Genomic DNA, 23369 nt, shown 5'->3' with positions numbered 1-23369 from the left:
CTAGTGTTTCGTCCGGTTAATTCGCTGGCGCATGTTTGTTATAATAGGAATCGTCAAACAGCAATAAAAGGTTCCCATTGTGCCCAAACCCGCAGCGCCATTTAATCTGACTGTAAACGATCAATTGGAACTCGAAAGTTGGTGCCGAACCAATACGCTGAGCCAGCATCTGGCGCAACGCGCCAGGATACTTTTGTTACTGAATGAAGGTCAGACCCCAAAAGGAATCTCAGAGTCTCTTCAGGTTAGCACCCAAACGGTCTTCAAGTGGCGCAAACGCTACAGTGATCGAGGTCTTGAGGGGCTTCATGATGCGCCGCGACCTGGCCAGCCTCGAAAACTCGACGGTAAAACCGTCAAGAAAATTTTAGACGACACAGTCCATAAAGTTCCGAAAGAGGCCACACACTGGAGTATCAGTCTCATGGCAGAGCATGCCGGGGTAACGCGCTGGCAAGTGCACCAGATCTGGAAAGCAGCCGATTTGAAGCCGCACCGGCTCAGAACGTTCAAGATCAGCAACGATCCCCACTTCGCTGAAAAAGTGTGCGATGTTGTCGGGCTTTATATGAATCCTCCGGACAATGCACTGGTTCTGTCTGTTGACGAAAAAACCCAGATTCAGGCTCTTGACCGAACCCAGCCGAAATTACAGCTTCGCCCGGGACAAGTTGAGCGACAGACACATGATTACAAACGTCATGGCACAACCAGCCTGTACGCTGCATTCAATACGCTGACGGGTCAGGTGATCGGACGAATCACTCAGCGTCACCGAGCCAAGGAGTTTTTAGACTTCTTGCGACAGATCGACCGGGAAACTCCGAAGGGTCTGGATCTGCACTTGATCTTGGATAACAGCTCGACTCACAAGACGCCGGAAGTCAAAGCTTGGCTGGCCGAGCACCCTCGGTTCAAGCTGCACTTCACGCCCACGAGCGCTTCCTGGCTGAATGCGGTCGAGGGTTGGTTTGGCCAACTGGAACGACGAGCCCTATACCGCGGTATTTTCACCAGCGTCGGCGAATTAAAGTCTGCGATTAAAAAGTTCATCAAGGTTCACAACGAAAAACTGGCAAAGCCGTTCCGTTGGCATAAAAGCGCAGAATCGATTATGACGTCAGTGGCTCGGGCAAAGCTGAGTTTAATTGATAATAAATGAGCGAATTAACCGAACGTTACACTAGCCAAAATATAGGCAGAGGTGGCCGTCGGGAGGGTGGCCAGCAATATCGCCACCTGAACCAACGTGCCGTCGAGCCCCAGAAGAACGGCAAGTCCCGTGGCCATTAGTGGAAACAATAACAATTTCAATACGGACGACACCACAAACGGCACAGATCCGCCTCGCAAGGCCTTTAGTTGCAGGCCAGCGCCAACCGTCATCAGCCCCATCGGCAAGGCCAGATTACTCAGTGGCTCAAGCGTTCCTGCAAGAAGCGGGTGAAAACCAATCTCAAAATAGCTCCAAATTACCCCGAGAACCGACCCTATAATCAGTGGGTTTGATGCAATGGCCCGCAGCACAGGTCCCAGCCGTGCAGGGCCGTCTGTGGTCACCAGAGAAAACATGAGAATACACAGCAAATTTATCAGCGGCACCATAACGGCAACCGCAATTGCGGTGAGTGATAGCCCGTCATCGCCAAGCAGCATACCCCCTGCCGCAAGACCCACGTAGGAGTTAAACCGGATAGCGCCCTGATAGACGGAGGAGAATACCGGCCCGCTCCAGCGCCAGAAAAACTGCGTAACAGCCAGCACTAGTGTCATCGCCAGCAGCATTGAGCCAATCAATAGAGCCGTCTCACCGTAGGCGGAAGCTGGCAAGCGGGCCTGCCCAAGCTTGAAAACCAACATGGCGGGAAAGAGCACGTAATAGGTAAATCGCTCAGCCTGAGGCCAAAACTCAACAGAAGGGAAAGTCCAACGCCTGAACAGGTGCCCCAATACAATCAGCGCAAAAACAGGCACCAGCGCCTGAACCATAACCGGCATACCGAATACTCCAGCATCGTTTACTTATAACGGACAGCTATTCCGTAGATTAACCGAATAGCCTTGGAGCATATCAGACGGAACACTAGTGGTCATGGCGCACCAACCCTGCCAAAATAATTGCCGCACTGCTGCCCGTTTATCTTCTAAACCGCATTCGCCCGCAAGGAGAGCCCATGCAACCTGAGCCTAAGTCCGATCAAGGTATGGCAACCCGAATCATCCATAATCGCCGCCATAAGGACAGTTTTGGCAGTCCTTACTCACCGGTTTACAACACTACCACCTACCGGTTCGCAGACACGGCTTCGTTACAGGGGGTTATTGAAGGTCGCACGCCAGGTAATCTTTACACCCGCTGGGGTAGCAACCCCACGATTCAGGAACTGGAACAAGGCCTTGCAGGCCTAGAAGGTACCGAAGATGCGCTTGCCTTTGCCTCAGGCATGGCAGCCATTTCAGCAGCGCTCTTCGCCCACGGCCGTCACGGTATTGTGTGTGTTGGGGATCTTTACGGCGGCACACAGGAGTTGCTGACTAAGCATCTGGAACCCCTTGGGATTCCGGTGACCTTCCTATTGAAACATGATCCGGAGCAGCTGGCCGCAGCTCTGAATAAGTCCGGCATGCTGGTATATTGCGAATCGCCTGCCAACCCAACCTTAAGCATATTGGATATCCAAACGTTGGCGCAGCAAGCCCATGCTAAAGGCGCCCTTTTAGCCATTGACAACACCTTTGCTTCGCCGATCAATCAGCGACCACTGGAATTAGGTGCCGACCTGAGCCTCCACAGTGCTAGCAAGTTTCTTGGAGGCCACAGCGATATCACGGCTGGCGCAGTAATGGCCTCGGCGGACCGAATCAAGCCCGTTGCTTTGTGGCGCAAAAACCTCGGTCAGATTATCGCGCCGGAAACCGCCGCCCTTCTCTCTCGAAGCTTGAGAACCCTGCCTCTGCGGGTAAAGCAACACAACGAGAATGCCATGGCCGTTGCCCTCGCTATGGAAGCTCACCCCGCGATAAAGCGAGTGCTTTATCCGGGGCTACCTGATTTTGACGGCCACAGACTAGCTGCGCAGCAAATGGACGGATTCGGCGGAGTGTTGACGATTGAGCTCAAAGGAGGACGGGAACAAGCCGTTAAAGTCGCAGACAGCCTGAGGGTTTTCCTGCTGGCCACCAGCCTAGGCGGAGTTGAAAGTCTGGTGTCCCAGCCCTGCGCTACCAGCCACCACGGCATCAGCCAAGAGGAGCGTGAACGCCGTGGCATAACCGACAGCATGCTGCGACTGTCTGTGGGGCTGGAAGATGCGCAAGATTTGATAGCCGATCTTGAACAGGCGCTTGGCCAGCTATAAATCGCCGTTGTTGAGGAAATCGCGAAGGGCTGCAGCGTTATTGTGCTCTGTGTCCTTCGCCGCAAACACCAAGGTTATGCGCTTGTGTTCCTTCACAATCGACTGCAGCTCGTTCAGATCGTCAGCGGCCTCTGCTTTCTTGAGCTCTTTCAAATACCTCTGACGAAATTCCTCCCATTTTTCAGAGTCGTGCCCAAACCACTTTCGCAAGTCAGTAGAGGGTGCCAGCCCTTTCAACCAGACTTCAAGCCCTGCGTCTTCCTTCGCAACACCACGCGGCCATATTCTGTCGACTAATATGCGCGGGCCGTCAGAGCGGGCGGCGCCTTCGTAAGCTCTCTTGATTCGAATATCCATCATCAAGCCTCCGTTTATCGTTCAGATAAGATCATCCGAGCTCAACTGTTCTATCGAATTCTTACCCAAGAGTGCAAGGGTCAGTTCTACTTCATAGCGGAAGTTTTCTAGCATTCGGCAGACCGCTGCCTCGCCACCAGCGGCCAGCGCATAGGCCCATGCACGGCCCGCCAAGCAAGCGTTTGCGCCAAGGCAAAGCGCACGAATAACGTCTTGGCCAGACTGTATACCGCCATCAAGAAGAATCTCGGTTTTTCCGGACACGGCACCTGCTATGGCAGGCAAAGCCGAGATGGTTGAAGGTGCGCCGTCCAATTGCCGCCCACCGTGATTGGAAACAACAATGCCGTCGGCACCAACATCCACTGCTGAGCGGGCGTCGTCAGGGTCCATAATCCCCTTGATAACAAGCTTGCCCGGCCAATGCTGTCGCACCCAGTCGAGATCTTTCCAAGTGACCGAGGCGTCAAACTGCTGGTCTACCCAAGCTTTGAAATCTTCAGGGTTGCGACCCGAAGGCACGGCATCGGAGAGGTTTCCGAACGTCAGAGGCTTACCTTGGATTGCAACATCCCAAAGCCATAGTGGGTGGGAAAGCAGATCAGACAGTTTTTTAATTTTCCCCCAGGGCGATAGCCCGCCATTCATGCCGTTTCGCACGTCCCGGTAGCGCACGCCCAACTTAGGCAGATCTACGGTAAACACCAAAGTGGAGTAACCGGCTTTATGTGCACGGTTCAGTAAGGCTTCTGAATAACCCCGGTCTTTGAGGACATAAAGCTGAAACCAATTAGCCGAATTAGTGGCTGCAGCAACTTCTTCCAATGAGCAAATCGACACAGTGCTAAGACAAAAGGACACTCCGCCTTTCTGTGCTGCCCGGGCTACTTGAACTTCTCCCCTGCGGGCGAGCATGCCCGCGAGACCCACAGGTGCAAGAGCCAGTGGCAATGCAGCATCTTGGCCTAATATTCGTGTGGCGGCAGAACCGCTGGACACGTCTCGCATTACTCTCTGGCGAAAATGCAGGCGCTGGAAGTCCTCTGTGTTCTCTCTGAGGGTTTGCTCTGAAAAGGCGCCACCATCAAAATAATCAAACATCATCCGGGGCAGTCGAGCTTTAGCGATTTTGCGGTTATCCGTTGTGTTTGCGGGTGTGATCATTGTTTTATTGTTTCTCCGGCAGACCATTCAGGATAGGGTCGCCATTGTTTTTTCCAAGCTGCAATTTTCTCCGGTTTCATGGGTCTGGCAATGGCGTAACCCTGCGCATCATAGCAGCCAAGTCGAATCAGGAGCTCGCCATGCTCCATGGTCTCAACCCCTTCCGCCACGAGTTTTCTGTCAAACGCATGGGAAAGGCCGATTATGCCTTTAAGAATAGCAATATCGTCGGCATTCGAGAGTGCGCCGTTTACAAACCCCTGGTCTATTTTCAAGGTGTTTACCGGCAATTGTTTGAGGTAGGAAAGCGAAGAATACCCAGTGCCAAAATCGTCCAGAGAAAAGGTTACACCCAAGCTTTGGCAGTCCCGGATGATATCACTTGCTTTATCGAGTTCACCAAGGGCTGCAGTTTCCAAAATTTCCAGATCTAGCCGATGTGGAGCTACTTGAGGATAACAGTCCAATGCCCGGGCCAATCGCGAAACAAAATCCGGATGCTGAAGGTGTACGGCGGCAATATTTACACCCACATTCAGAGCCAGGCCTTCGCTATCCCAAACACTCATCTGCTGAAGAGCCTGATCAATAACCCAATCTCCGATATCAATCATCAGAGGGTGGTGTTCCAGTGCCGGTAAAAAGTGTATGGGACTCAACATACCCTTATCCGGATGTTCCCATCGAATTAGCGCTTCTACACCAATTACCCTGCCTGAACGGAGGCAAACTTTAGGTTGGTAAAGCAGCAGAAACTGGTTATCTATTAGCCCTTCTCGAACATCCGCGAGAAGCTGCTGACGCGCCACAGACTGGCGTTGTGCATCGGCATCTAAAAACAGCCAACTGCCTTTTTGTTCTTGCTTGGCACGAAATAGCGTGTGATCCGCCTGTCGCAGAATCGTATCCCCATCACCTGCTCCATCATGGGGGAAACGGACAATCCCTGCCGTGAATGCCATGGAAGTGCTGCCACCATCAAGAATAAACGGTTGTTCTGCGGTAAGCTTTAGCGCAGTTAATTGGGCTTCCACCTTATCGCTGTCCATCAGCAGCACAACAAACTCGTCCCCACTAATCCGCGCGAGTTGGCCACCTTGGACCATGGCATCTTTCCAACGCCTTGCGAGCACCCCGAGCAAGCGGTCAGCACATTCTTCACCGAAGCGGGCATTCACTTTGTGGAAGTTATCTAAATCAATGGAAATCAGCGCAGCTGACTCGCGGGGTATCTGTTCCTGCTGCATGAGATGTCGAATTTCTCGGAGCATGCCATTGCGGTTCATCAGGCCAGTAACCGGATCTGAGTATGCCAGAAACTGAAGTTGCTCTTCGTGATCAGTCGCTTGCTGCTCAAGAGCAGCAGACAACTTATCGTGCTGCAACCGTGCCAACTCATCTTCGGCTCGTAGCCGGGCCATTTTTTCGCGCATCAATTGTATGGTGCTTGAAGAGAGCTTGCCGTAAATCTCCAGCAAAGCCGAAACCATCACCGATACAGAACCGCTCAACTGGCTGTCGACCTCCTTTCTCGCTTCAGGAATCGACAGGCCACGCTCAACTGCCTTGATAGTTAGGGCCATTCGACGGTCTGATTCCAGAATATGAAAGGCAAGCCACCGGGTAAGGTAGTTGAACAGTTCCGACATAACCTTTTCTTCAGGCTCTTTGCTGGAACGAAACATCTGAATCTGCACAAAGAAGAGCTGGTGGCCATCATGGTGATTGCGCACCATTTCCTGCTCACCCAGTGCTGATCTCCATATCTCCTCTTCCGCTTTGAAATGGAAAGCCGCATAAGCGAGCAGCTCTTCCAGAACATGGTCGCATTCAAGCTCTGACGTGCTAGAGGCGAAGTACCAGGCAAGCCGATTAAGAATTTCAACCAACACTTTGTGTTGCTGGTCGATCTCATCGATACCCGTTTCGAAATTCCGGTTCCACGGGAAAATTTCAAAAACCGCAGTGTCGTTATCAGACATGGTTTAGGGCCTGTAATTCGTTAATAAGCGCAACTATCAGCATAGCCTAAGTTATAGGGTTTTTTTCAACCGCTTTTCTACAAATCACGGCAAATGGTTCTTGCGGTGAACCATTATTTGGCTGATGGAATTGACATATTCGTAGGTAAAGTTTTCAAGCTTTTGCTAGAACTTTGTAGCCAACACACTTTTGGCCAGCTGAGAGGGATAGTCCAATGGATAACATCACTGTACAGCTCTACCGGTACAACCCAGAAACCGACGATACTCCATATGTTCAAGACGTGGAAGTAGACGCAAGCTACCGCAAGCGCATGGTGCTGGACGTTCTTGAACACCTGAAAGTAATGGACCCTACGCTCTCTTTTCGCCGATCCTGCCGGGAGGGGGTCTGTGGCTCTGACGGTTTAAATATTAACGGTCGCAACGGGTTGGGGTGCATCACACGAGTGTCGGATGTCTTGGGCAAGTCAAACAAACTTGTTATCCGACCGCTACCCGGTATGCCGGTTATCCGCGACTTGGTGGTGGATCAGACGTTATTCTTCAAACAATATAAAAGCATTCAGCCGTGGTTAATCAATGACTCACCTCGGCCAGCGATTGAACGACTCCAAAGCCCCGAAGATCGCGCCAAACTGGATGGCCTTTACGAGTGCATTCTATGCGCCTGCTGTTCGTCTGCTTGTCCGTCTTGGTGGTGGAACCCGGAAAAATACGTTGGGCCCGCAGGCTTATTGCAGGCCCACCGTTTTTTACTCGATTCCCGAGATACAGCAACGGCAGAAAGGCTGGCAAAGCTTGAGGACCCTTTCAGCGTGTTTCGCTGCAGAGGGATAGGCAATTGCACGGCCTATTGCCCGAAAGGTCTCAACCCCATGAAACAAATCGGCCGCATCAAAGCTATGCTGTTTCGCCAACAAGTCTAAACTGAGTTTAGCGTCGAACGAACAAATTTAGCCCGTTTCTGTGGGAGTATCCACTTCCGGATCTTTGTCTAAAAACATCTTCTCAAGCTTCAGAAGACCATCCTGAATAAGATCAAAACCTTTGTCGATTTCTGCACCAAGGGTTTCATTCATCATGCCCAACGCCACGATTTGATCTCTGGCTTCGGCGTAACCTTGCTCAATGCCGGCTCTGGCCTGAGACATTAAATCCGCCAGCTTTTCCATATCTGCGCCGCCGTCCGCTTCTGTCTGCAGACGATTTTGCACAAACCCGAGGATAACGCTAGCGACATCAGAGGCAGAGGGTGGCTGGGCCTGCGCAGCGTATTTATCGGCTCCGGAAACAGCTTTATTTTGGCCGCCCATAGCCTCTTGCAGCCGCTGTTCCATGCGGGTGCGCATCACATTGATGGCATCCGCTGGTGTACGAATACTCGCCTGTTTTTCAACTCTCGCGTCAGCCGTTACCCGGCTTACGGGCTTAGCATCTGTGGGGCTCGTGTTCACTCGACCGGTCATATCCGGCCCGCGACCAATGATTGGCGCTACCATAGCCTTTACCTCCTGCAAGGTTCTATATGTAACGGGTAACGGCAAATGGCCACACAACATTAAGAACAATTGGTTATAACGTATCTAAAAGGCTATGGAGCCTTTACTTCTTTATCCAGTGACCATCAACCTGAATGTACTGGCCGGAAGGTGTTTTCTCGACCGCTTTCTGGCCTGCTACGGTTTCGACCTTTGTGACGGCAATGCCATGCTTTTCGGCAATCTTTTTATAAGCTTCACGCCGTGCATCGTTAATTGCACTCGCAATGTCCTTTGATTTTTGATCGGAACCTACAGCCGCGAGGTAGCCTGATGGTGTCTCACCTACAAGACCTTGGCTTTTTGCAGACTCAAGGGCATTTTTTGCTTCATCCAAACTCATAGCCATCGCAGGCAGGGCTAGGCTGAACGCTAATAGCAGGGCGCTGAATCGGGCAACTAATGTCATGGTTAACTCCTTAAAAAATCGTTTGAACAACATACCAAGGCAATCAGAACAAGCCCTTCTCGCTGAACAGGTCTTCTACATCTTTATCGACCTTCACGTAAATTTCGTGCTGAATTTTCACGTTAAGGTTTACTGTAATCGGCTCTTTAGGCGCAGCGACCTGAACGGTCGGGGTGCACGCAACGACTAAACCACCCATAGCTAGGCCCGCACATAGAGCGGACAAGCGCCGGGGAAACCTCGAACCAAATTGCGTCATATCGATGTACTCCTTTGTTATCCTTTACTCTAACAGGTCGCCGGAATCACGTTCGCGGTTCTTCAATAATTTTTTGACCCTTTCCGCGACAGCATCACTAACTCTGCCGCTTAGCTGCAAACTGGTCAGCAACGCTGGAATGTTCTCCTCCAAATTAATATTCAGCACCACAGGTTGCCCTTTTCCAACCTCCGGGCTGTTGCCTTCAAGGTGGAGTTTCAGCATTAGGGTGCCGTCTTCATCATAGTCAATACCGCTATCGAGCACGGAGTAGCGGAAGTCCTTTAGCGCTTGCGCAACCAGCGTCATAGATTCGCTCTGGCTGGCAAGCGCTTTGAGCCGCTCTGCTGTTACCTGCAGGCGCCCGCCCGGTTTGACCGCATCAATACGGCCTTGCTCTATCTTTATTCCGATAGCCGGATCAAAGAGAACGGGCACAGTTCCACTGAGAATGCCTGTGCCCGCCAGACCTTCTGCTGGGTATAACTGTAAAAGCCGAGCCAGACTAAGCTTGTTAAGCTCAACGGGAATTGTCACCGGCGCTTGCGCCAGATCCCAGTTTCCGGGTTGAATGTTTACATCGCCACCCAGCGCACCTAGATGGGCAGTTTCCAGAGCCAACTCTCCAGATGCCAATTGCGCAATAGAAGCCTCGTAGTCACCCACAAAACGCAACGGCCCAACCGGCAGCCCCGGGTTAATCTCTTCAATAGTCAGCTCAGGCACATCTAATTTAATGCGCTCACTTTCAAGGGAGAATTTCGCAGACCCATTCATCCTACTCCAGGCGGTGCGGTCATAAGTGCCACTCCAATCGGCAAATGCCAGCTTCCCGGCCAACTGCACTGTGCCATTTTGTGGTTTTTTAAGGGTCGCATTGGCACTGACATTACCGCCAGAGATCATAAGTAATGGTGGCCACGCAGTAAATATACGAGACAGCGCCTCTGCCCCACTTTCCCCGCTCACTCGCGTCTTGGCCTCAAGCACTAATGAGCCTCGGTAGGGAAAAGCCACGTCGAGATTCATGGATGTACCGGCTTTGGCTTTTAGGATCCCTTTAACGTCTGCACGGTCTAGGTTGGCATTTACATGTCCGTTGAACAGCCAGGACTGCGGCAGTAGCTGAGTGTGCCGAATCTGTTTTAACGTGACGCCAACCGGCCCTGCTAACGAAAGTTGATCTAGCCTTCCTTGCTCCTGACGGTACCCTGCACTCAGGGTCGCTCCGGAGAAACTCAAGCGCAGCGCCTTAAGCAACATGCTATCCGCAGGTGCAGTGTCGGATACCGGCTCAAGTTTCTCAGCTTCCAACACTGTAGGCTCAGTGAACTTTAGCCTCGCAGCACTGGTATCAAGCCAACCGGTGAAAGAAGCTTTCGCCGTGGGCTTGGTCATCCGCCAGCCAGCCACCTCCAGCTGGGGTAGCGCCGCAGTGAGCTGAGTATCCCCAAGCTGCGCCCCCCAAGGAGAGCTTGTGGACACGGCCAAATGTGAGCGGATAGCGATGTTTGCACCGCCTCGGCTGGTCAACTCCAGTTTTAACGGCAGCAGGGGCTGTTCCGGATCGATTTGGGCTGCAGGAGGCAAGGAGGGGCGAGCGGCGATAGCTTGTGCAGGCCTAACGGACAACTTGAGGTATTCCGGACGCATCAGTTCCGGTATCTTTTTGATCCAAGAGGCCGGGTGTCTCAATTCCAGATCGGCCTGCATGGTTTCCGGCTGCCAGTCGCCCTCGTTTAGCTTCATCGCAATTTCAGCATTGCCGCTAATACTTCCAACCCCCGGTGCCGGCCAGGGTTGTGGCAACAACGCATGTACTTTCACGCTCCCTGTTGCGCCGGACAAAAAACTGGTATCTCCGGGGCCTAACAAATTCCAGCTGGCTGCTAGTGAGCCGGTATCCGGCTGATCCGGCCACTGTTCTATAGGTATGTTTTGCCAGGTGTGCAGCCAAGCCAGCAACCAGTCGGTTTGCGGTAAGTCTGGCACTTCAACAGAGCCGCTCCAGGATGCCAAACCCTTAGTATTCCGGGCAGTGTAGTCTGAAAAAGCCGTCAGATACTCTTTGCCATCAATGGATACCTCTGCGGAGACATTCAGATTATCGCGCCCGGAGCTATCAAGAATTGCGGACACGCCCAACTGATGACCTTTATGGTCAAGCTGCACATTGGCTTTTACCGGGAGCCGTCCGCTTGCTGCCACGAGCGAGGGGATATCTGGGCCAGCGTCCGAAGCAGGAATCGATCGCGAACTGGTTATGGTTAAGCCGCCTTCCAGTGAACAGTGGCCTGTCTCGCAGGGCAATGTCACTTCAAATTTTTGAACACCAACTTCCGCAGGCAGCCATGCCAGCAGCTCTGCTTGCCACTGGCTCGACGGTTGCGGTTCCGTCTGCTCCACTGGTTTAGCGTCGAGATCTAGCTCCAAATAACTGGCTGTTAGTCTGGTGAGCTGGGGCTGCCACCCGCTCCCCCATTCCGGCCAGCGCCAGCCCAGTGACAAGTTCTGACTGTGTAAGACCAGATCTCTTGCCGGCAGGGACTGGTTCAACTTCAGTTCGCGCACAGATACACCACTGAAGGATAAATCCAGCCCTTGCCATTCCAGAGTTTCAATGCCGTTCTGCTCCAGCATCTGGCTCCATAAATGGCGAGCTGTCAGAATGCCAACCAGCACGGCAAGTGCAACGACTGCAAACAGGCCCCAGCCAAGTGGTTTCCAAGCAATGCGCATTACGGGCTATCTCCTGACCCGATACCGGTTTATGGGAGACCCCTACCGTACATTGGTTGCTATGACCGGAACAGTTACAGTAAATGCATGGATGACTAGTGTCCCGTCTGGCTCCCTCAAATCAGGTTATAGAGGAACACGATCGCGATACCTGCCGGGGTTACAAACTTCAGTACCACCATGAAGGCTTTGAACGCACCGCCTTCCAGGCCGATATCTTCTGCAAGCCCCTCACGCCGGATAATCCAGCCTGCAAACAGCGCAATGGCCAAACCGCCTAACGGCATCATGAGGTTAGAGACCAGAAAGTCGAGCAGATCGAATACGGTTTTGCCTTCAAAGAAGCCGATAAAGCCCAGAGGATGCACATCGCCCCACAGATTAAACGACAGCACTGTGCCTATGCCGATAAACCAGACAGCAAAACCGCCAGCCACTGCACTTTTTACTCTGGTTACCCCCTTGTGCTCTTCAAGCCATTCAACAACCGGCTCCAGCATGGAAATAGCCGAAGTAATGGCCGCCACCAACAGCAATGCAAAAAAGATAGTACCGAATACAATGCCGCCGCCCATCTGACCAAAGGCTAGTGGCAAGGTCACAAAAATCAGTCCCGGCCCGGCGCCCGCCTCAAGGCCATTGGCAAACACCAGCGGGAAGATGGCAAGCCCCGCAAGCAAAGCCACACTGGTATCCAGAACCGCGATGGTCATGGCAGTTTTGGCAATATTGATGTTTTTGGGCAGATAAGAGCCGTATGCCATCAAAACACCGATACCAATACTTAGCGTAAACGCCGCATGGCCAAGGGCAACCAAAACGCCCTCGGTAGTTAGACGACTGAAGTCCGGCGAGAACATGAATCTGACAGCGCGACCGAAACTGCCGCTGCCCATGGCATAGAAAACCATCACAATCAGGAGTAAAAACAGCAGTGGCATCAGCATGTTGACGGCTTTTTCCAAGCCTGAACGAATACCGCGCCCCACTATAAACACAACAATGGCCATAAAGACCGTGTGCCATAGCAACAGCTCCCAAGGATTGGACAGCAGATTGTTGAACTGCCCACCTATGGCTTCTGCGTCCGCGCCAACGAACATCCCGATGGCCGCCTTACCAATATAAACCAGCGCCCAGCCGCCGATCACGGCATAAAAAGAAAGCACCAAAAAAGACGCCACCACGCCATTCCATCCGATGATGCGCCAACCTTTGGACGTACCCTCGGCTTTTGTAAGGGTGCGCATGGTTGCGATTGGGCTTTGCCCGCCGCGGCGGCCAAGCATAATTTCTGCAATAAGAACCGGCACGCCAATCAGGAAAATGCATGCGAGGTAAACCAAAACAAAAGCACCACCACCATTTTCACCGGTGATGTAAGGAAACTTCCAAATATTGCCAAGCCCGACGGCGGAGCCTGCTGCGGCCAGAATAAAGGCCATTTTTGAGGTCCAGAGGTTATTAGCCTGTTGGTGGGGGTGAACCGTCTCGTTCATTGCGCTCTCCGAATAGTTGTTGTTGTCGAATCGTAATAACGCAAAGCCTCTGCGAGAGAGGCTCTGGTACCTTGCTATTAAAGGAATAAGTGATGGTTAGATAAGGCCGCGTATCGCGCTGGCAACTTGCGGCAATACCCGCGCATTCAGGCCAGCCACATTTACTCGGCTGCTTTCAAGCATGTAAATGCCATGCTCTTCCCGCAGCTGGCGAACCTGTTCCGGGGGTATGCCCAGAAACGAGAACATACCTCGCTGGCGTGCAATAAAGCCGAAGTCGCCTGCTGGCGCCAAGGCATCTGCAAAAGCATGCCGCAGGCCAAGAATGCGCTCACACATGGCATTCAACTCGCCCTGCCAGTTAGCGCGCAGAACATCGTCACCCAGAATGGTTTCTACAATGGCGGCACCATGGGCCGGGGGCATCGAGTAATGGGAGCGCACAACGCTCAGCAACTGACTGGTTGCCGCCTGGTTAATCGCTGCGGTGGCCGAAATCAGCATCAGAGCGCCAGTGCGTTCCCGGTAAAGACCAAAGTTCTTGGAACAGGAGGCAGCTATAACCATTTCCGGCACTTGGCTCGCCAAATAACGCAAGCCAGCTGCGTCTTCTTCAAGGCCCTCGCCCAATCCTTGATAGGCCATATCCACGAAAGGCAAAAGGCCTTTACGCTGAATCAGTTCGGTTACTGCTCGCCATTGCTCAAACGTGAGATCGGCACCGGAAGGGTTGTGACAGCAGCCATGAAGCAGCACAACATCCCCTGCTTCGGCACCTTCAAGGGTGTCGAGCATGGCTTGAAAATCCACCGTTAATGTCTGCCGGTTTAGATAGGGATATTCGCAAATATCCAAGCCAGCACCACCCAGCAAAGGTATGTGGTTTGCCCAAGTGGGTGTGCTGACCCAAACTTTGGTATCCGGCTGGCACAAGCGGAAAAACTCCGCTGCCATACGCAATGCTCCACAACCGCCAGGCGTCTGAATAACCGAGACACGGCCATCACGGATCAGATCGCTGCTTTCACCCAGAATCAGGCGCGCCATAGACTCGTTGAAACCTGCAGCGCCCGCCGGTCCTACGTAACTTTTGGTCGTTTCTCCTTCCAGCAGGCGCCGCTCGGCTTCATGTACCGACGCCATAATAGGCGTATTACCTGCATCATCCTTGTAGACTCCGATGCCCAGATCGACCTTGTTGGGCCGGGTATCTTCCCGGAACGCCTGCATTAACTGCAGTATCGGGTCCGCGGGTAGCTGCTTGAGCGCCTCAAACATGATCTGCCTCCTTGTTATCTATCTGACTGGTTCGAATCAGTGTCGGGCGGCCGGTATCCAGCGCTTTCATCAGCTGTGTCTGTTTCTCCTGAACCGCCTCTGCTGCCTGTTCCCGCACCGGGCCATAGCCGCGCACTTCCCCCCCAAGTTCCGCCAACTGCAAGAAGGTATCGTAGTTGCTGGTATCCAGCTCGCTGACAATCCGCTCCACCAGTTGTTGATAATCTCTCAGTTGGGCACGATCCATCTTTCGGTCGGCGGAATAGCTGAACGGATCAATAGGCGTGCCGCGCAGCACCCGGAACTTCGCTAGAACTTTGAATACGCGGAACATCCAAGGGCCAAACTGACGCTTCTTTGGCCTACCCTGTGCGTCGGTCCCGCGGTTCATAATGGGCGGCGCCAAATGGAAGTGAACCTTGAAATCGCCCTCGAAGGTGTTGTTCACCTCTTTCATGAAATCGGTTTCTGCGAACAGACGAGCCACTTCGTACTCATCTTTAAACGCCATAAACCGGTATAACTGCTGCGCCACGGCACGAGTCAGCAAGTTGTTGGTCTCGCCGAGTTTTTCCTCTGCCGCACGCACCTGCTGTACCAGCCGGGTATAACGGTTTGCCCAGCGGCGGTTTTGATAGCTCACTAGGTGCTTGTAACGGCTATTGATCAAATCGTCCAAACTTGGCTCGGCTTTTACTTCTTCTACTTTGACCTCGCCGGTATCCAGCAGATCGGTGATCACCTTGAGGTCTGTGGCTGCTATACGTCCCCAACCAAAGGCTTCCTTATTGCGTTCAACCGCAACACCATTGAGTTCAATGGCTTTCATCAGCGCAGCCTGCGACAGCGGTAACAAGCCCCGCTGCCAAGCAAAGCCCAGCATCATCACGTTGGAAAACACCGTATCACCCATCAGTTTCTCGGCGATGCCGTTAGCATCCAGCTGTGCAAAGTTTTCATCACCAACAGCGTTGCAGATCAGATCAAGACGTTTTTCAGACTGCATATCCGCATCGCGGAAAAGCACATAGTCCCCGGTAGGCAGTTCGGCTTCATTGGCGACAACACGGGTATGATTCGGCCGCAGAACGCCCAGCGCTTTCTGTGAAGAGGCAACCACCAGATCACAGGCGATCACCGCATCGGCTTGGCCATTACTGATACGAACCTGATGCAGTTTATCCGGAGACGGTGCCATGCGAACGAAACTGAGCACAGTGCCACCCTTCTGGGCAAAACCGGTGAAATCCAGTACCGACGTACCCTTGGCCTCAAGGTGCGCGGCCATGGTAATAAGTTGGCCCACTGTTACAACGCCAGTGCCACCAACGCCACCCACCAATACATCGTATGAACCAGCCAGTTCAGGCAAGGCTGGGTCTGGAAGATCGGCCAGTTTGCCTGTGAGCACAGAGCCTGTGTCCATGCCGCGGGATTTGCGCAGCTGCCCACCTTCAATAGTCACAAAGCTCGGGCAGAAGCCGTTAACGCAGGAGAAATCCTTGTTGCAGGAAGACTGGTCAATTTTGCGCTTGCGGCCCAGCTCGGTTTGGCGTGGCACCACAGAGAGGCAATTCGACTGAACAGAACAATCACCACAACCTTCACATACGTGGTGGTTAATAAACGCCCGCTTGGCGGGATCCGGATACGTATTGCGCTTACGGCGACGGCGCTTCTCCGCCGCACAGGTCTGGTCATAAATCAGCACCGTGCAGCCGGGGATATCGCGTAATTCTCGCTGAACCTTGTCAAGCTCAGTACGATCGTGAAAAGTAACGTCCTCCGGGAAGAGTTTTTTGTAGTCGTCATACTTTTCCGGCTCATCACTGAGCACCACAACCCGGCGCACGCCCTCGGCTGCAACTTGCTGGGCAATCATCGGTACAGTAATCTGGCCGTCCACAGGCTGACCGCCGGTCATGGCTACTGCGTCGTTGAACAGAATCTTGTAGGTAATATTGATACCGGCCGCAACGGCCTGACGAATCGCCATGGAGCCGGAATGGAAATAAGTGCCCTCGCCTAGATTCTGGAATATATGCGGGTTGCCGGTGTACCGGCTCTTGCCAATCCAGTTGACGCCTTCACCGCCCATCTGAATCAAGGATTCGGTATTACGGCCCATCCAGGAGGCCATGAAATGACAACCGATCCCGGCCAGCGCTTTACTGCCCTCGGGTACTTTGGTGGAGGTGTTGTGAGGGCAGCCGGAGCAGAAATACGGTAGGCGCTTTACGCCACCCGGGTCCTGCGCATTACTCATGCTGTTGATGGCCATCAGGCGCTCGTTGTAATCCTCACCGAAGAAACGGCCAAGGCGAGCAGCCAGAAAACCCGCTATCAGTTTGGGGCTCAGTTCACCAACATAGGGAATTAGCGGCCGCCCCAATTCATCCTGCTTACCGGTAATCAGAACCTCACCTGGGCGATCCGGCTCCGACATCGCCTCTTTGATTTGGCTCTCGATAATGCCGCGCTTTTCCTCGATAACCAGCACTTCTTCCTTGTTGTGAACAAACTGAAGCATACCGCGACGCTCAATCGGCCACACCAAGCCCACTTTGTAGATGTCCAGGCCCATCTCACTGGCCCGCTGTTCATCAATGCCCAGCAAATCAAGCGCTTCCAACAGGTCCAAATGACCCTTGCCGGTGGTGACAATGCCAAAGCGCGCCTCGGCATTATTGAACAGGCAACGGTCAATAGGGTTGGCTCGTGCAAACGCCTGCACGGCTGCCAATTTGTGTTCAATACGGGTTTCGAGCTGCGGACCCGGCAAATCCGGCCAGCGATAATGCAAGCCGGATTCAGGTGGCGTGAAGTCGTCAGGGGTTTCAAACTCGGGCAGCGGCGGTAACTCTACCGAGGCAGCACTTTCAACCGTTTCCGAAACCGCCTTGAATCCCGTCCAACAGCCGCTATAACGCGACAGCGCTATGCCCCATAGGCCGAACTCCAGATACTCAGCAATGTTGGCCGGGTTGATCGTGGGCATGAAAAAGCTCATGAACGCCACATCCGACTGGTGCGGCATGGACGACGACACGCAGCCGTGGTCATCCCCAGCCACCACCAACACACCACCATGTGGGGAGCTACCATAGGTAGTGCCGTGCTTCAGCGCATCGCCAGCACGATCGACGCCCGGACCTTTGCCGTACCAGATCCCAAACACGCCATCCACCTGACGATCATCATCGGTTTCTACCTGCTGGGTGCCCAGCATGATGGTTGCTGCGAGGTCTTCGTTAATCGCAGGTACGAAATCGATGCGGTTTTCATCAAGCAGAGTCTTGGCCTGCCACAAAGCCTGATCGTAAGCGCCCAGTGGTGAGCCCCGGTAACCACTCACCATACCGGCGGTATTAAGCCCGAGCTTCCGGTCTAGTGCAGCCTGCATCAACGGGATTCGAACAAGTGCCTGGGTGCCGGTGAGAAATACCCGCCCGGAACTTCTCAGATAACGATCCTCGAGTTTGTAATTGTCGAGCTGGGGTGTATCGGTTTGCGGTACATCGGGTTGAGAGATGTCGGTGGACATGGCGCCCTCCTTTTATTGTCGATTTTATGACCAAAATTCTAGAGGGAAGTTCGCCAAAGGTGCTTGCGTATTTTGCGGGACTTTTAATAGATTGCACAAGATCCTTTGATATATGACAATTAAAACAAAGATCCTTTGATAAAAAACAGGTGTTACCAAATGAAACAGGTGGAGCTGGATAAACTCGACCAACGCATCCTAGCGATTCTGCAACGGGATGGCCGAATCAGTAACCAGCAACTCGCGGAACAGGTAGGGCTCTCACCGGCTGCCTGTTGGCGACGTGTAAGAGCCCTTGAGGAAAGTGGTGTCATTAAAGGCTACAGCGCACACCTGACACCGGAGCGCATCGGCCATGGCCTTTGCGTGTTGGTAAACCTGTCACTCCAAAGACACACCATAGACAGCACGGCGGAAATCGAACGACAGGTGAGTAGCTATCCCGAAGTGCTACAGTGTTTTGCAGTTACCGGAAACGCCGATTTCGTTTTGCGAATCATCGTGCCGGATATGGCCAGTTATGATCGCTTTCTCAACGAAAAGATCTTTACCTTGCAAGGCATAGCGCAGGTAAATTCCAACTTCGTTTTACGGGAAATCAAAAACACCCAGATGATTCCCGTAGGCAGTGGTGATTAAAAGGTCAGTAGCCGGGCCTGCGTTAGCTAGCAGGCCGGAGATTACTTGCCACAAACGACCCCACAACGACCAACAACGCAGCCGTTGGTAAGCGCCAATCCGGCGCTGCAACTCCGGCAATAACCAGAAACGCAGCCGCTAAAACAGGCACGCCATAGGCAAGGCTCCCAACCAGTGCTGCTGGCCCGCTGCGCAGAGCTACATCCCAAGCCACCATGGCGAGCCCGTACGGCCCAACACCCAGACCAATACCAGCCACAAGAGCGATGCCCGACGGCAGCCCAAAAGCTGCGCCTGTAAGAATGTCTGCGATTGCGGCGCCCAAGGCGGCCAGCAAAAAAAGCCCCGGCATAATCGGTGCAACAGCTACCGGCGCTGCCTGACAAACCCATGAATACAAAGCCCAACAGCAAGCCGCCATCAAAGCCAGCGCATAGCCGAGCAGGTACTGAGAAAACCCCTCAGTTCCGGTTCCCGGTGACAGCAAGACCGCCGCTCCCGAAAATGCGATAAGCGCACCGCACAGCACGGGAAGCGGAATCCTGCGATGAAACAGCCACTGGCTGATCACAATAAACATAATTGGCCAGGTGTAAGTTATTAACGCCGCCTCAGCAGTCGGAGCCATACCAACGCCTGTGAGATAACCACCAATAGCACCGAGTATCAGGGTTGGCAGCAAGCCATAAATAGCCAGTTTCCATCGCAGAGAAAGCGGCACTTGAACACTTTGGAGCTTTCGGCTTCCGCGCTTCCGAAGACTCGTTGGTAAGGCCACGATCGCCCCACTAATCAACGCAATAGCGGTGAGCTGAAAAGGTGGAACAGAGCTGGCCAAATCTACTAGCAAAGGCGCGCCAGCCCAGAGCACAACGGCAAAAAGGGCGGCAGTGATACTGACATAAAGTGGGCGGGAAGGGTTTGCGATAAGTTGCACCGTCATGGCTCCTGTTTCTATGGGTGGATTGAAGAGTGGATTGAGTTCGACAGTGACAGGATAAGCATTTACTATTCATCACAATATCAATCGATTTTGATATATAGCATCACGAGGATTGATATATTGAGAAACCGCATACTCGATTTGAACATGCTTCTTACGCTGGTAACCATTGCAGACACAGGCACAGTAACCGCTGCGGCCGAAAGATTGGCATACACCCAGTCAACTGTGAGCATGCAGTTAAACCGCCTGGAAACAGCACTTGGCGTTCCGCTCCATGAGCGGGACGGACGACGCATAAGATTTACCGCAGAAGGTCAGAAGCTGGTGGGTTACGCCAGAAAAATGCTGGAGCTTAATAACGAAGCCATTGATGACGTGCAGCAGCGTCAAATTTCCGGAGAACTAAACCTTGGAATCCCGGAGGACTATGCCTTTCTGTTGACCTCGGTACTGTCTCATTTCAACCGGCAGTTCCCTGCCGTGCAGTTGCAGGTTACCTGTCGCTCAAGCGTGGAGTTGGTCAAACAAGTACAGGCAGGCACCATGGACTTGGCTGTGGTAACCCGCCAGGCGCGGTCTCCCGGCGGTGAGGTCATCCGGCGCGAGCCTTTGTTATGGGCCGTAGGAGCCAATGCCCAGCCGTCACTGACCGACCCGATACCTTTGGCCTTTTACTCGCCGGGGGCTGATGTATTCCGAGATGTCGCCGAACAGGCGTTAACGAACGCCGGGCGCGATTGGCGAATGGCCTATTCAAGCCAGTCCATGACCGGGCTCATGCCGGTTGTTGCTGCGGGGTTGGCAGTCGCGGTGATCACACGAAACATGCTCACCCCACAACTGCGAGTGCTGGACGAGCGCAGTGGCATGCCCGCCCTTCAATCGGTTGAGATTGCACTGCACCGGCCTGCTGGCAGGCCTTCAGAGCCTGCCAAGCAGTTAGCCGAGCTAATCAGAAGCCATTTGTCGACAGCAGAATAAGACTAGGAAAAGGGGGAAGGCGCTGCCTTAAACTCGTCGTACAGCTCCGGGTAGTCCTCTTTGAGTCTCGCCAGATTGGCCTGCGCGCCCTCTGGCAACATCTTGAGCAGGTTCTTTTGCTCCTCAGTTGAGAGCTTTTCACGGAAGAAGGGAAACAGCAGCTCCCGCTCTGCACGCAGATAAGCAAGGTGAGCATCGAGATACGCCTTGAGATCATCGGCAAAACGATCCATGGGAACCACGGCATCCAGAAGAATCATGTCAATATTCTCGGAAAGCAGGTTCAGGCGTTCTCGCAAGGCTTGATAGTCTTCGGCCAACTGCTGGCCCACCTCGCCTTCCTTGAACTTCTTCGCCACATGATGCTCGCTGTAAAGTCGCTCCAGAGGACCAACGAAACTGTTCATGTAGTCGAGAATATAGTCCACAACCTCGCGTATCAGGTGAAAGTCCGGGCGATCACCATGGGTCAAAGACTCATGCCGGAGCAAGAGTACGTGCAGAAGTCGAGCCATGTTGGCGTGATCGTGACGCACTTGGTTAAGGGTTGCCATAGTAAAGCCTCCGTTGCTGGTAGGTCGTATTATAGTTGGCTTTCCAAACTCTATACTGGATGCTTCTTTCCTGGAATACCAGAGCAGTCAGGCGGCACTGGTTGCCGCTGGCGCAAAACGTCGCGACATTCCCCCCAATATGAACGGGCTACCGCACCATGTAGCACCAACTTCACGAATTTTGAGAAATTTATCAACATAATTTGCCAACATGCCCTCAAATTCAGCACTATTTGCGCACGAACTCTAAACAATCAGTCCCCGAGAAGCAGTAATGAACCAGCCCCACACTCACAGCATTTCTACTGAAGCCGGCCACAAGTTGACGGCTCGCCTATTTTCAGCCGACTGCGAAGAAGTCCGTGGCCTCTGCATTCTTGCGCCTGCTACCGGCGTTGCCCAGTATCTGTACGATGACTTTGCACGCTGGCTGAATACTCAAGGATTCCATGCCCTGACGTTTGATTATGAGGGCATGGGGCTTTCTGTGAACGGCCGCGTAAAGGACAGCAAAAGTGACATTTTAAGCTGGGGTAAATATGACTGCCCAGCCATTCTGGGTTTCGTTAAACAACAATATAACGATTTGAAACTCATCTGGATCGGCCACAGTGTGGGCGGCCACATGATTGGTTTTATGGGGCATAACCCAGATATCGACCAGGTGATTACCGTTGGCTGCGGTACAGGTACCTGGTGGCACAATTCACCACCCACCAAGCGCATTGCCTGGTTCCTCTGGTACGTTCTTGTGCCCTCGGTTGTGCCCATTGCCGGCTATTTCCCCGGCAACCGCCTAAAACTTATGTGTGACATGCCCAAAGGGGTCATCATGCAATGGCGTCGCTGGTGCCTGAAAGAAGAATACGCCGTAGGCTACGAGGGAGACTGGCTACGTGAGCGGTTTGCCAGTGTGCGCACCCCCATTACTGCCATTGAGTTTTCCGATGACGAAATGATGTCGTCTACTAATGTGCGGATGCTGCATGAGTTTTTTGCCAATGCGCCACAACAGCACATTCGCGTAACACCTGAAGAGATCAATCAGAAGCGCATTGGCCATATTGGTTGGCATAAAAAGCGGTATGAAGTGCTATGGGAGAAGGTATTCGCGTCGCTCTTGCCTGACCATAAGAACGATATGAAAACTGAGCCCTGACGTTTCCAGAAAGGAACCTTTTAACCATGCCCTACCCCATTGAAGACAAACTCGTGATCGCGGTGGCCTCAAGCGCCCTGTTTGATCTATCGAAGTCTGACCGTGTGTTTCGTGAGCAGGGGGAAAAGGCCTACCGGAAGCATCAGGAAGCCAATCTGGACAAACCTTTGCGTAAGGGTGTTGCCTTTCCTTTCGTAAGGCGTTTTTTGAGTATTAACCAGAAGTTCCCAGAGCAGTGTCCGGTTGAAGTGGTACTGCTTTCGCGGAACTCGGTAATTACCGGTAAGCGGGTATTCCATTCCATTCACCACCACGGTCTGGACATTACCCGTGCCGCATTTCTCGAGGGCAAATCACCCTACGCCTACATTCCGGCATTTAATGCTTCGCTGTTTCTCTCTGCCAACGCCAGTGACGTATCCCAGGCAATCGACTACGGCTACGCGGCTGGCACCGTACTGCCTAGTAAGGTGGTAGACGATGAAACAGATACAGAGCTTCGCATTGCGTTCGATTTTGATGGCGTGATTGCGGATGACGCTTCTGAACGAGTCTACAAAGCCGGCTCTCTGGAAGACTTTCAGGAGCATGAAACCTCCCGCTCCCAAATCCCCCACAGCCCCGGCCCGCTGGCGGATTTGTTCCGTAAGCTTTCACATCTGCAAACACTGGAAGACCAAGCATTAACGGACGACACGGATTACAAGCGAGTGCTGCGAACCGCGATTGTGACAGCTCGCAACGCCCCTTCCCACGAGCGCGTGATTACAACGCTGGAACACTGGGGCGTGAACGCCAATGAGGTTTTCTTCCTAGGTGGCATGAAGAAAGACCGCATCCTGAACGTACTCAAGCCCCATATGTTCTTTGACGACCAGCGGTCGCACCTAGAATCTGATGCTGGAGATATTCCTATGGTGCATATTCCGTTTGGGGTGGCGAATAAAGTCGCTACGTGA

Annotated in this window: 20 protein-coding genes; 7 read left to right on the top strand and 13 right to left on the bottom strand. The window is 53.0% G+C overall.

Annotated elements, in window-relative coordinates; translation table 11 throughout:
• Positions 1–79: 79 nt before the first annotated feature.
• Positions 80–1162 carry an IS630 family transposase gene (locus MWU62_RS08580; RefSeq protein WP_208006341.1) on the top strand — a complete coding sequence of 361 codons (1083 nt, stop codon included), beginning with the start codon at positions 80–82 and terminating at the stop codon, positions 1160–1162.
• A gap of 5 nt (positions 1163–1167) precedes the next feature.
• Here the strand turns inward: MWU62_RS08580 and MWU62_RS08575 are convergent, their stop codons facing one another.
• Positions 1168–1998 carry an AEC family transporter gene (locus tag MWU62_RS08575; protein WP_247114448.1) on the bottom strand — a complete coding sequence of 277 codons (831 nt, stop codon included), beginning with the start codon at positions 1996–1998 and terminating at the stop codon, positions 1168–1170.
• Positions 1999–2174: 176 nt separating this feature from the next.
• On the opposite strand from MWU62_RS08575, the gene MWU62_RS08570 reads away from it, so the two are divergent.
• Positions 2175–3359, top strand: a complete 1185-nt coding sequence (locus MWU62_RS08570) for an aminotransferase class I/II-fold pyridoxal phosphate-dependent enzyme (RefSeq protein WP_247114447.1) — start codon at positions 2175–2177, stop codon at positions 3357–3359.
• Here the strand turns inward: MWU62_RS08570 and MWU62_RS08565 are convergent.
• The 3 genes from MWU62_RS08565 to MWU62_RS08555 are packed head-to-tail and all read right to left on the bottom strand — an operon-like array spanning position 3354 to position 6862.
• Positions 3354–3719 (bottom strand): DUF488 family protein, encoded by a 366-nt coding sequence (locus MWU62_RS08565; protein WP_348645633.1) that lies wholly within the window; start codon positions 3717–3719, stop codon positions 3354–3356. The two genes, MWU62_RS08570 and MWU62_RS08565, sit on opposite strands and share 6 nt — an antisense overlap.
• Positions 3720–3737: 18 nt before the next feature.
• Entirely contained in the window at positions 3738–4880 is a 1143-nt protein-coding gene (locus MWU62_RS08560) for an L-lactate dehydrogenase (protein ID WP_247114446.1), read from the bottom strand.
• Positions 4877–6862, bottom strand: a complete 1986-nt coding sequence (locus tag MWU62_RS08555) for an EAL domain-containing protein (RefSeq protein WP_247114445.1) — start codon at positions 6860–6862, stop codon at positions 4877–4879. Before MWU62_RS08555 ends, MWU62_RS08560 begins: the two co-directional genes overlap by 4 nt.
• A 215-nt stretch (positions 6863–7077) precedes the next feature.
• Between MWU62_RS08555 and MWU62_RS08550 the strand changes: the two genes are divergently transcribed.
• Positions 7078–7791, top strand: a complete 714-nt coding sequence (locus MWU62_RS08550) for a succinate dehydrogenase iron-sulfur subunit (RefSeq protein WP_247114444.1) — start codon at positions 7078–7080, stop codon at positions 7789–7791.
• Positions 7792–7818: 27 nt separating this feature from the next.
• Here MWU62_RS08550 and MWU62_RS08545 read toward each other — a convergent pair whose 3' ends face one another.
• The 7 genes from MWU62_RS08545 to MWU62_RS08515 form a co-directional block, all read right to left on the bottom strand.
• The gene (locus MWU62_RS08545) at positions 7819–8364 is read right to left on the bottom strand and encodes a DUF5610 domain-containing protein (RefSeq protein ID WP_247114443.1); all 546 of its coding nucleotides are present in this window, start codon (positions 8362–8364) and stop codon (positions 7819–7821) included.
• 103 nt (positions 8365–8467) lie between these two features.
• Complete coding sequence (locus MWU62_RS08540; RefSeq protein ID WP_247114442.1) at positions 8468–8812, bottom strand: YdbL family protein; 345 nt, start codon at positions 8810–8812, stop codon at positions 8468–8470.
• 43 nt (positions 8813–8855) lie between these two features.
• Positions 8856–9011, bottom strand: a complete 156-nt coding sequence (locus tag MWU62_RS08535) for a YnbE family lipoprotein (protein ID WP_247114465.1) — start codon at positions 9009–9011, stop codon at positions 8856–8858.
• Between the two features lie 84 nt (positions 9012–9095).
• Entirely contained in the window at positions 9096–11810 is a 2715-nt protein-coding gene (locus MWU62_RS08530; RefSeq protein ID WP_247114441.1) for a YdbH domain-containing protein, read from the bottom strand.
• A 116-nt stretch (positions 11811–11926) separates the two neighbouring features.
• Complete coding sequence (locus MWU62_RS08525) at positions 11927–13309, bottom strand: sodium-dependent transporter (protein ID WP_200361481.1); 1383 nt, start codon at positions 13307–13309, stop codon at positions 11927–11929.
• Between the two features lie 96 nt (positions 13310–13405).
• Positions 13406–14587 (bottom strand): amino acid aminotransferase, encoded by a 1182-nt coding sequence (locus MWU62_RS08520; RefSeq protein WP_247114440.1) that lies wholly within the window; start codon positions 14585–14587, stop codon positions 13406–13408.
• Positions 14580–18131, bottom strand: coding sequence for an indolepyruvate ferredoxin oxidoreductase family protein (locus MWU62_RS08515; protein ID WP_247114439.1), 3552 nt, complete (start codon positions 18129–18131; stop codon positions 14580–14582). Before MWU62_RS08515 ends, MWU62_RS08520 begins: the two co-directional genes overlap by 8 nt.
• A 159-nt stretch (positions 18132–18290) precedes the next feature.
• On the opposite strand from MWU62_RS08515, the gene MWU62_RS08510 reads away from it, so the two are divergent.
• Positions 18291–18770 (top strand): Lrp/AsnC family transcriptional regulator, encoded by a 480-nt coding sequence (locus MWU62_RS08510; protein ID WP_200361484.1) that lies wholly within the window; start codon positions 18291–18293, stop codon positions 18768–18770.
• Between the two features lie 22 nt (positions 18771–18792).
• On the opposite strand, the gene MWU62_RS08505 is transcribed toward MWU62_RS08510, so the two are convergent.
• A complete protein-coding gene (locus MWU62_RS08505) occupies positions 18793–19713 on the bottom strand; it encodes a DMT family transporter (protein ID WP_247114438.1) in 921 nt (306 codons plus the stop codon).
• A 120-nt stretch (positions 19714–19833) separates the two neighbouring features.
• Between MWU62_RS08505 and MWU62_RS08500 the strand changes: the two genes are divergently transcribed.
• Positions 19834–20697, top strand: a complete 864-nt coding sequence (locus tag MWU62_RS08500; protein WP_247114437.1) for a LysR substrate-binding domain-containing protein — start codon at positions 19834–19836, stop codon at positions 20695–20697.
• A 2-nt stretch (positions 20698–20699) separates the two neighbouring features.
• On the opposite strand, the gene MWU62_RS08495 is transcribed toward MWU62_RS08500, so the two are convergent.
• Positions 20700–21251 (bottom strand): hypothetical protein, encoded by a 552-nt coding sequence (locus tag MWU62_RS08495; protein ID WP_247114436.1) that lies wholly within the window; start codon positions 21249–21251, stop codon positions 20700–20702.
• 274 nt (positions 21252–21525) lie between these two features.
• On the opposite strand from MWU62_RS08495, the gene MWU62_RS08490 reads away from it, so the two are divergent.
• Together MWU62_RS08490 and MWU62_RS08485 are read left to right on the top strand one after the other, a co-directional pair.
• Positions 21526–22410 carry an alpha/beta hydrolase gene (locus tag MWU62_RS08490; RefSeq protein WP_247114435.1) on the top strand — a complete coding sequence of 295 codons (885 nt, stop codon included), beginning with the start codon at positions 21526–21528 and terminating at the stop codon, positions 22408–22410.
• A 26-nt stretch (positions 22411–22436) separates the two neighbouring features.
• Entirely contained in the window at positions 22437–23369 is a 933-nt protein-coding gene (locus MWU62_RS08485) for a 5'-nucleotidase (RefSeq protein ID WP_247114434.1), read from the top strand.

The sequence above is a fragment of the Marinobacter sp. S6332 genome (assembly GCF_023016045.1).
Taxonomy (GTDB): Bacteria; Pseudomonadota; Gammaproteobacteria; order Pseudomonadales; family Oleiphilaceae; genus Marinobacter.
This window is presented reverse-complemented; position numbering and strand designations above follow the sequence as displayed.

What these genes read in the sequence shown, in the direction of transcription:
- MWU62_RS08575 (WP_247114448.1), bottom strand. Translation starts at nt 1,998, where the DNA reads ATGCCGGTTATGGTTCAGGCGCTGGTGCCTGTTTTTGCGCTGATTGTA.
- MWU62_RS08570 (WP_247114447.1), top strand. Translation starts at nt 2,175, where the DNA reads ATGCAACCTGAGCCTAAGTCCGATCAAGGTATGGCAACCCGAATCATC.
- MWU62_RS08565 (WP_348645633.1), bottom strand. Translation starts at nt 3,719, where the DNA reads ATGATGGATATTCGAATCAAGAGAGCTTACGAAGGCGCCGCCCGCTCT.
- MWU62_RS08560 (WP_247114446.1), bottom strand. Translation starts at nt 4,880, where the DNA reads ATGATCACACCCGCAAACACAACGGATAACCGCAAAATCGCTAAAGCT.
- MWU62_RS08555 (WP_247114445.1), bottom strand. Translation starts at nt 6,862, where the DNA reads ATGTCTGATAACGACACTGCGGTTTTTGAAATTTTCCCGTGGAACCGG.
- MWU62_RS08550 (WP_247114444.1), top strand. Translation starts at nt 7,078, where the DNA reads ATGGATAACATCACTGTACAGCTCTACCGGTACAACCCAGAAACCGAC.
- MWU62_RS08545 (WP_247114443.1), bottom strand. Translation starts at nt 8,364, where the DNA reads ATGGTAGCGCCAATCATTGGTCGCGGGCCGGATATGACCGGTCGAGTG.
- MWU62_RS08540 (WP_247114442.1), bottom strand. Translation starts at nt 8,812, where the DNA reads ATGACATTAGTTGCCCGATTCAGCGCCCTGCTATTAGCGTTCAGCCTA.
- MWU62_RS08535 (WP_247114465.1), bottom strand. Translation starts at nt 9,011, where the DNA reads ATGGGTGGTTTAGTCGTTGCGTGCACCCCGACCGTTCAGGTCGCTGCG.
- MWU62_RS08530 (WP_247114441.1), bottom strand. Translation starts at nt 11,810, where the DNA reads ATGCGCATTGCTTGGAAACCACTTGGCTGGGGCCTGTTTGCAGTCGTT.
- MWU62_RS08525 (WP_200361481.1), bottom strand. Translation starts at nt 13,309, where the DNA reads ATGAACGAGACGGTTCACCCCCACCAACAGGCTAATAACCTCTGGACC.
- MWU62_RS08520 (WP_247114440.1), bottom strand. Translation starts at nt 14,587, where the DNA reads ATGTTTGAGGCGCTCAAGCAGCTACCCGCGGACCCGATACTGCAGTTA.
- MWU62_RS08515 (WP_247114439.1), bottom strand. Translation starts at nt 18,131, where the DNA reads ATGTCCACCGACATCTCTCAACCCGATGTACCGCAAACCGATACACCC.
- MWU62_RS08510 (WP_200361484.1), top strand. Translation starts at nt 18,291, where the DNA reads ATGAAACAGGTGGAGCTGGATAAACTCGACCAACGCATCCTAGCGATT.
- MWU62_RS08505 (WP_247114438.1), bottom strand. Translation starts at nt 19,713, where the DNA reads ATGACGGTGCAACTTATCGCAAACCCTTCCCGCCCACTTTATGTCAGT.
- MWU62_RS08495 (WP_247114436.1), bottom strand. Translation starts at nt 21,251, where the DNA reads ATGGCAACCCTTAACCAAGTGCGTCACGATCACGCCAACATGGCTCGA.
- MWU62_RS08490 (WP_247114435.1), top strand. Translation starts at nt 21,526, where the DNA reads ATGAACCAGCCCCACACTCACAGCATTTCTACTGAAGCCGGCCACAAG.
- MWU62_RS08485 (WP_247114434.1), top strand. Translation starts at nt 22,437, where the DNA reads ATGCCCTACCCCATTGAAGACAAACTCGTGATCGCGGTGGCCTCAAGC.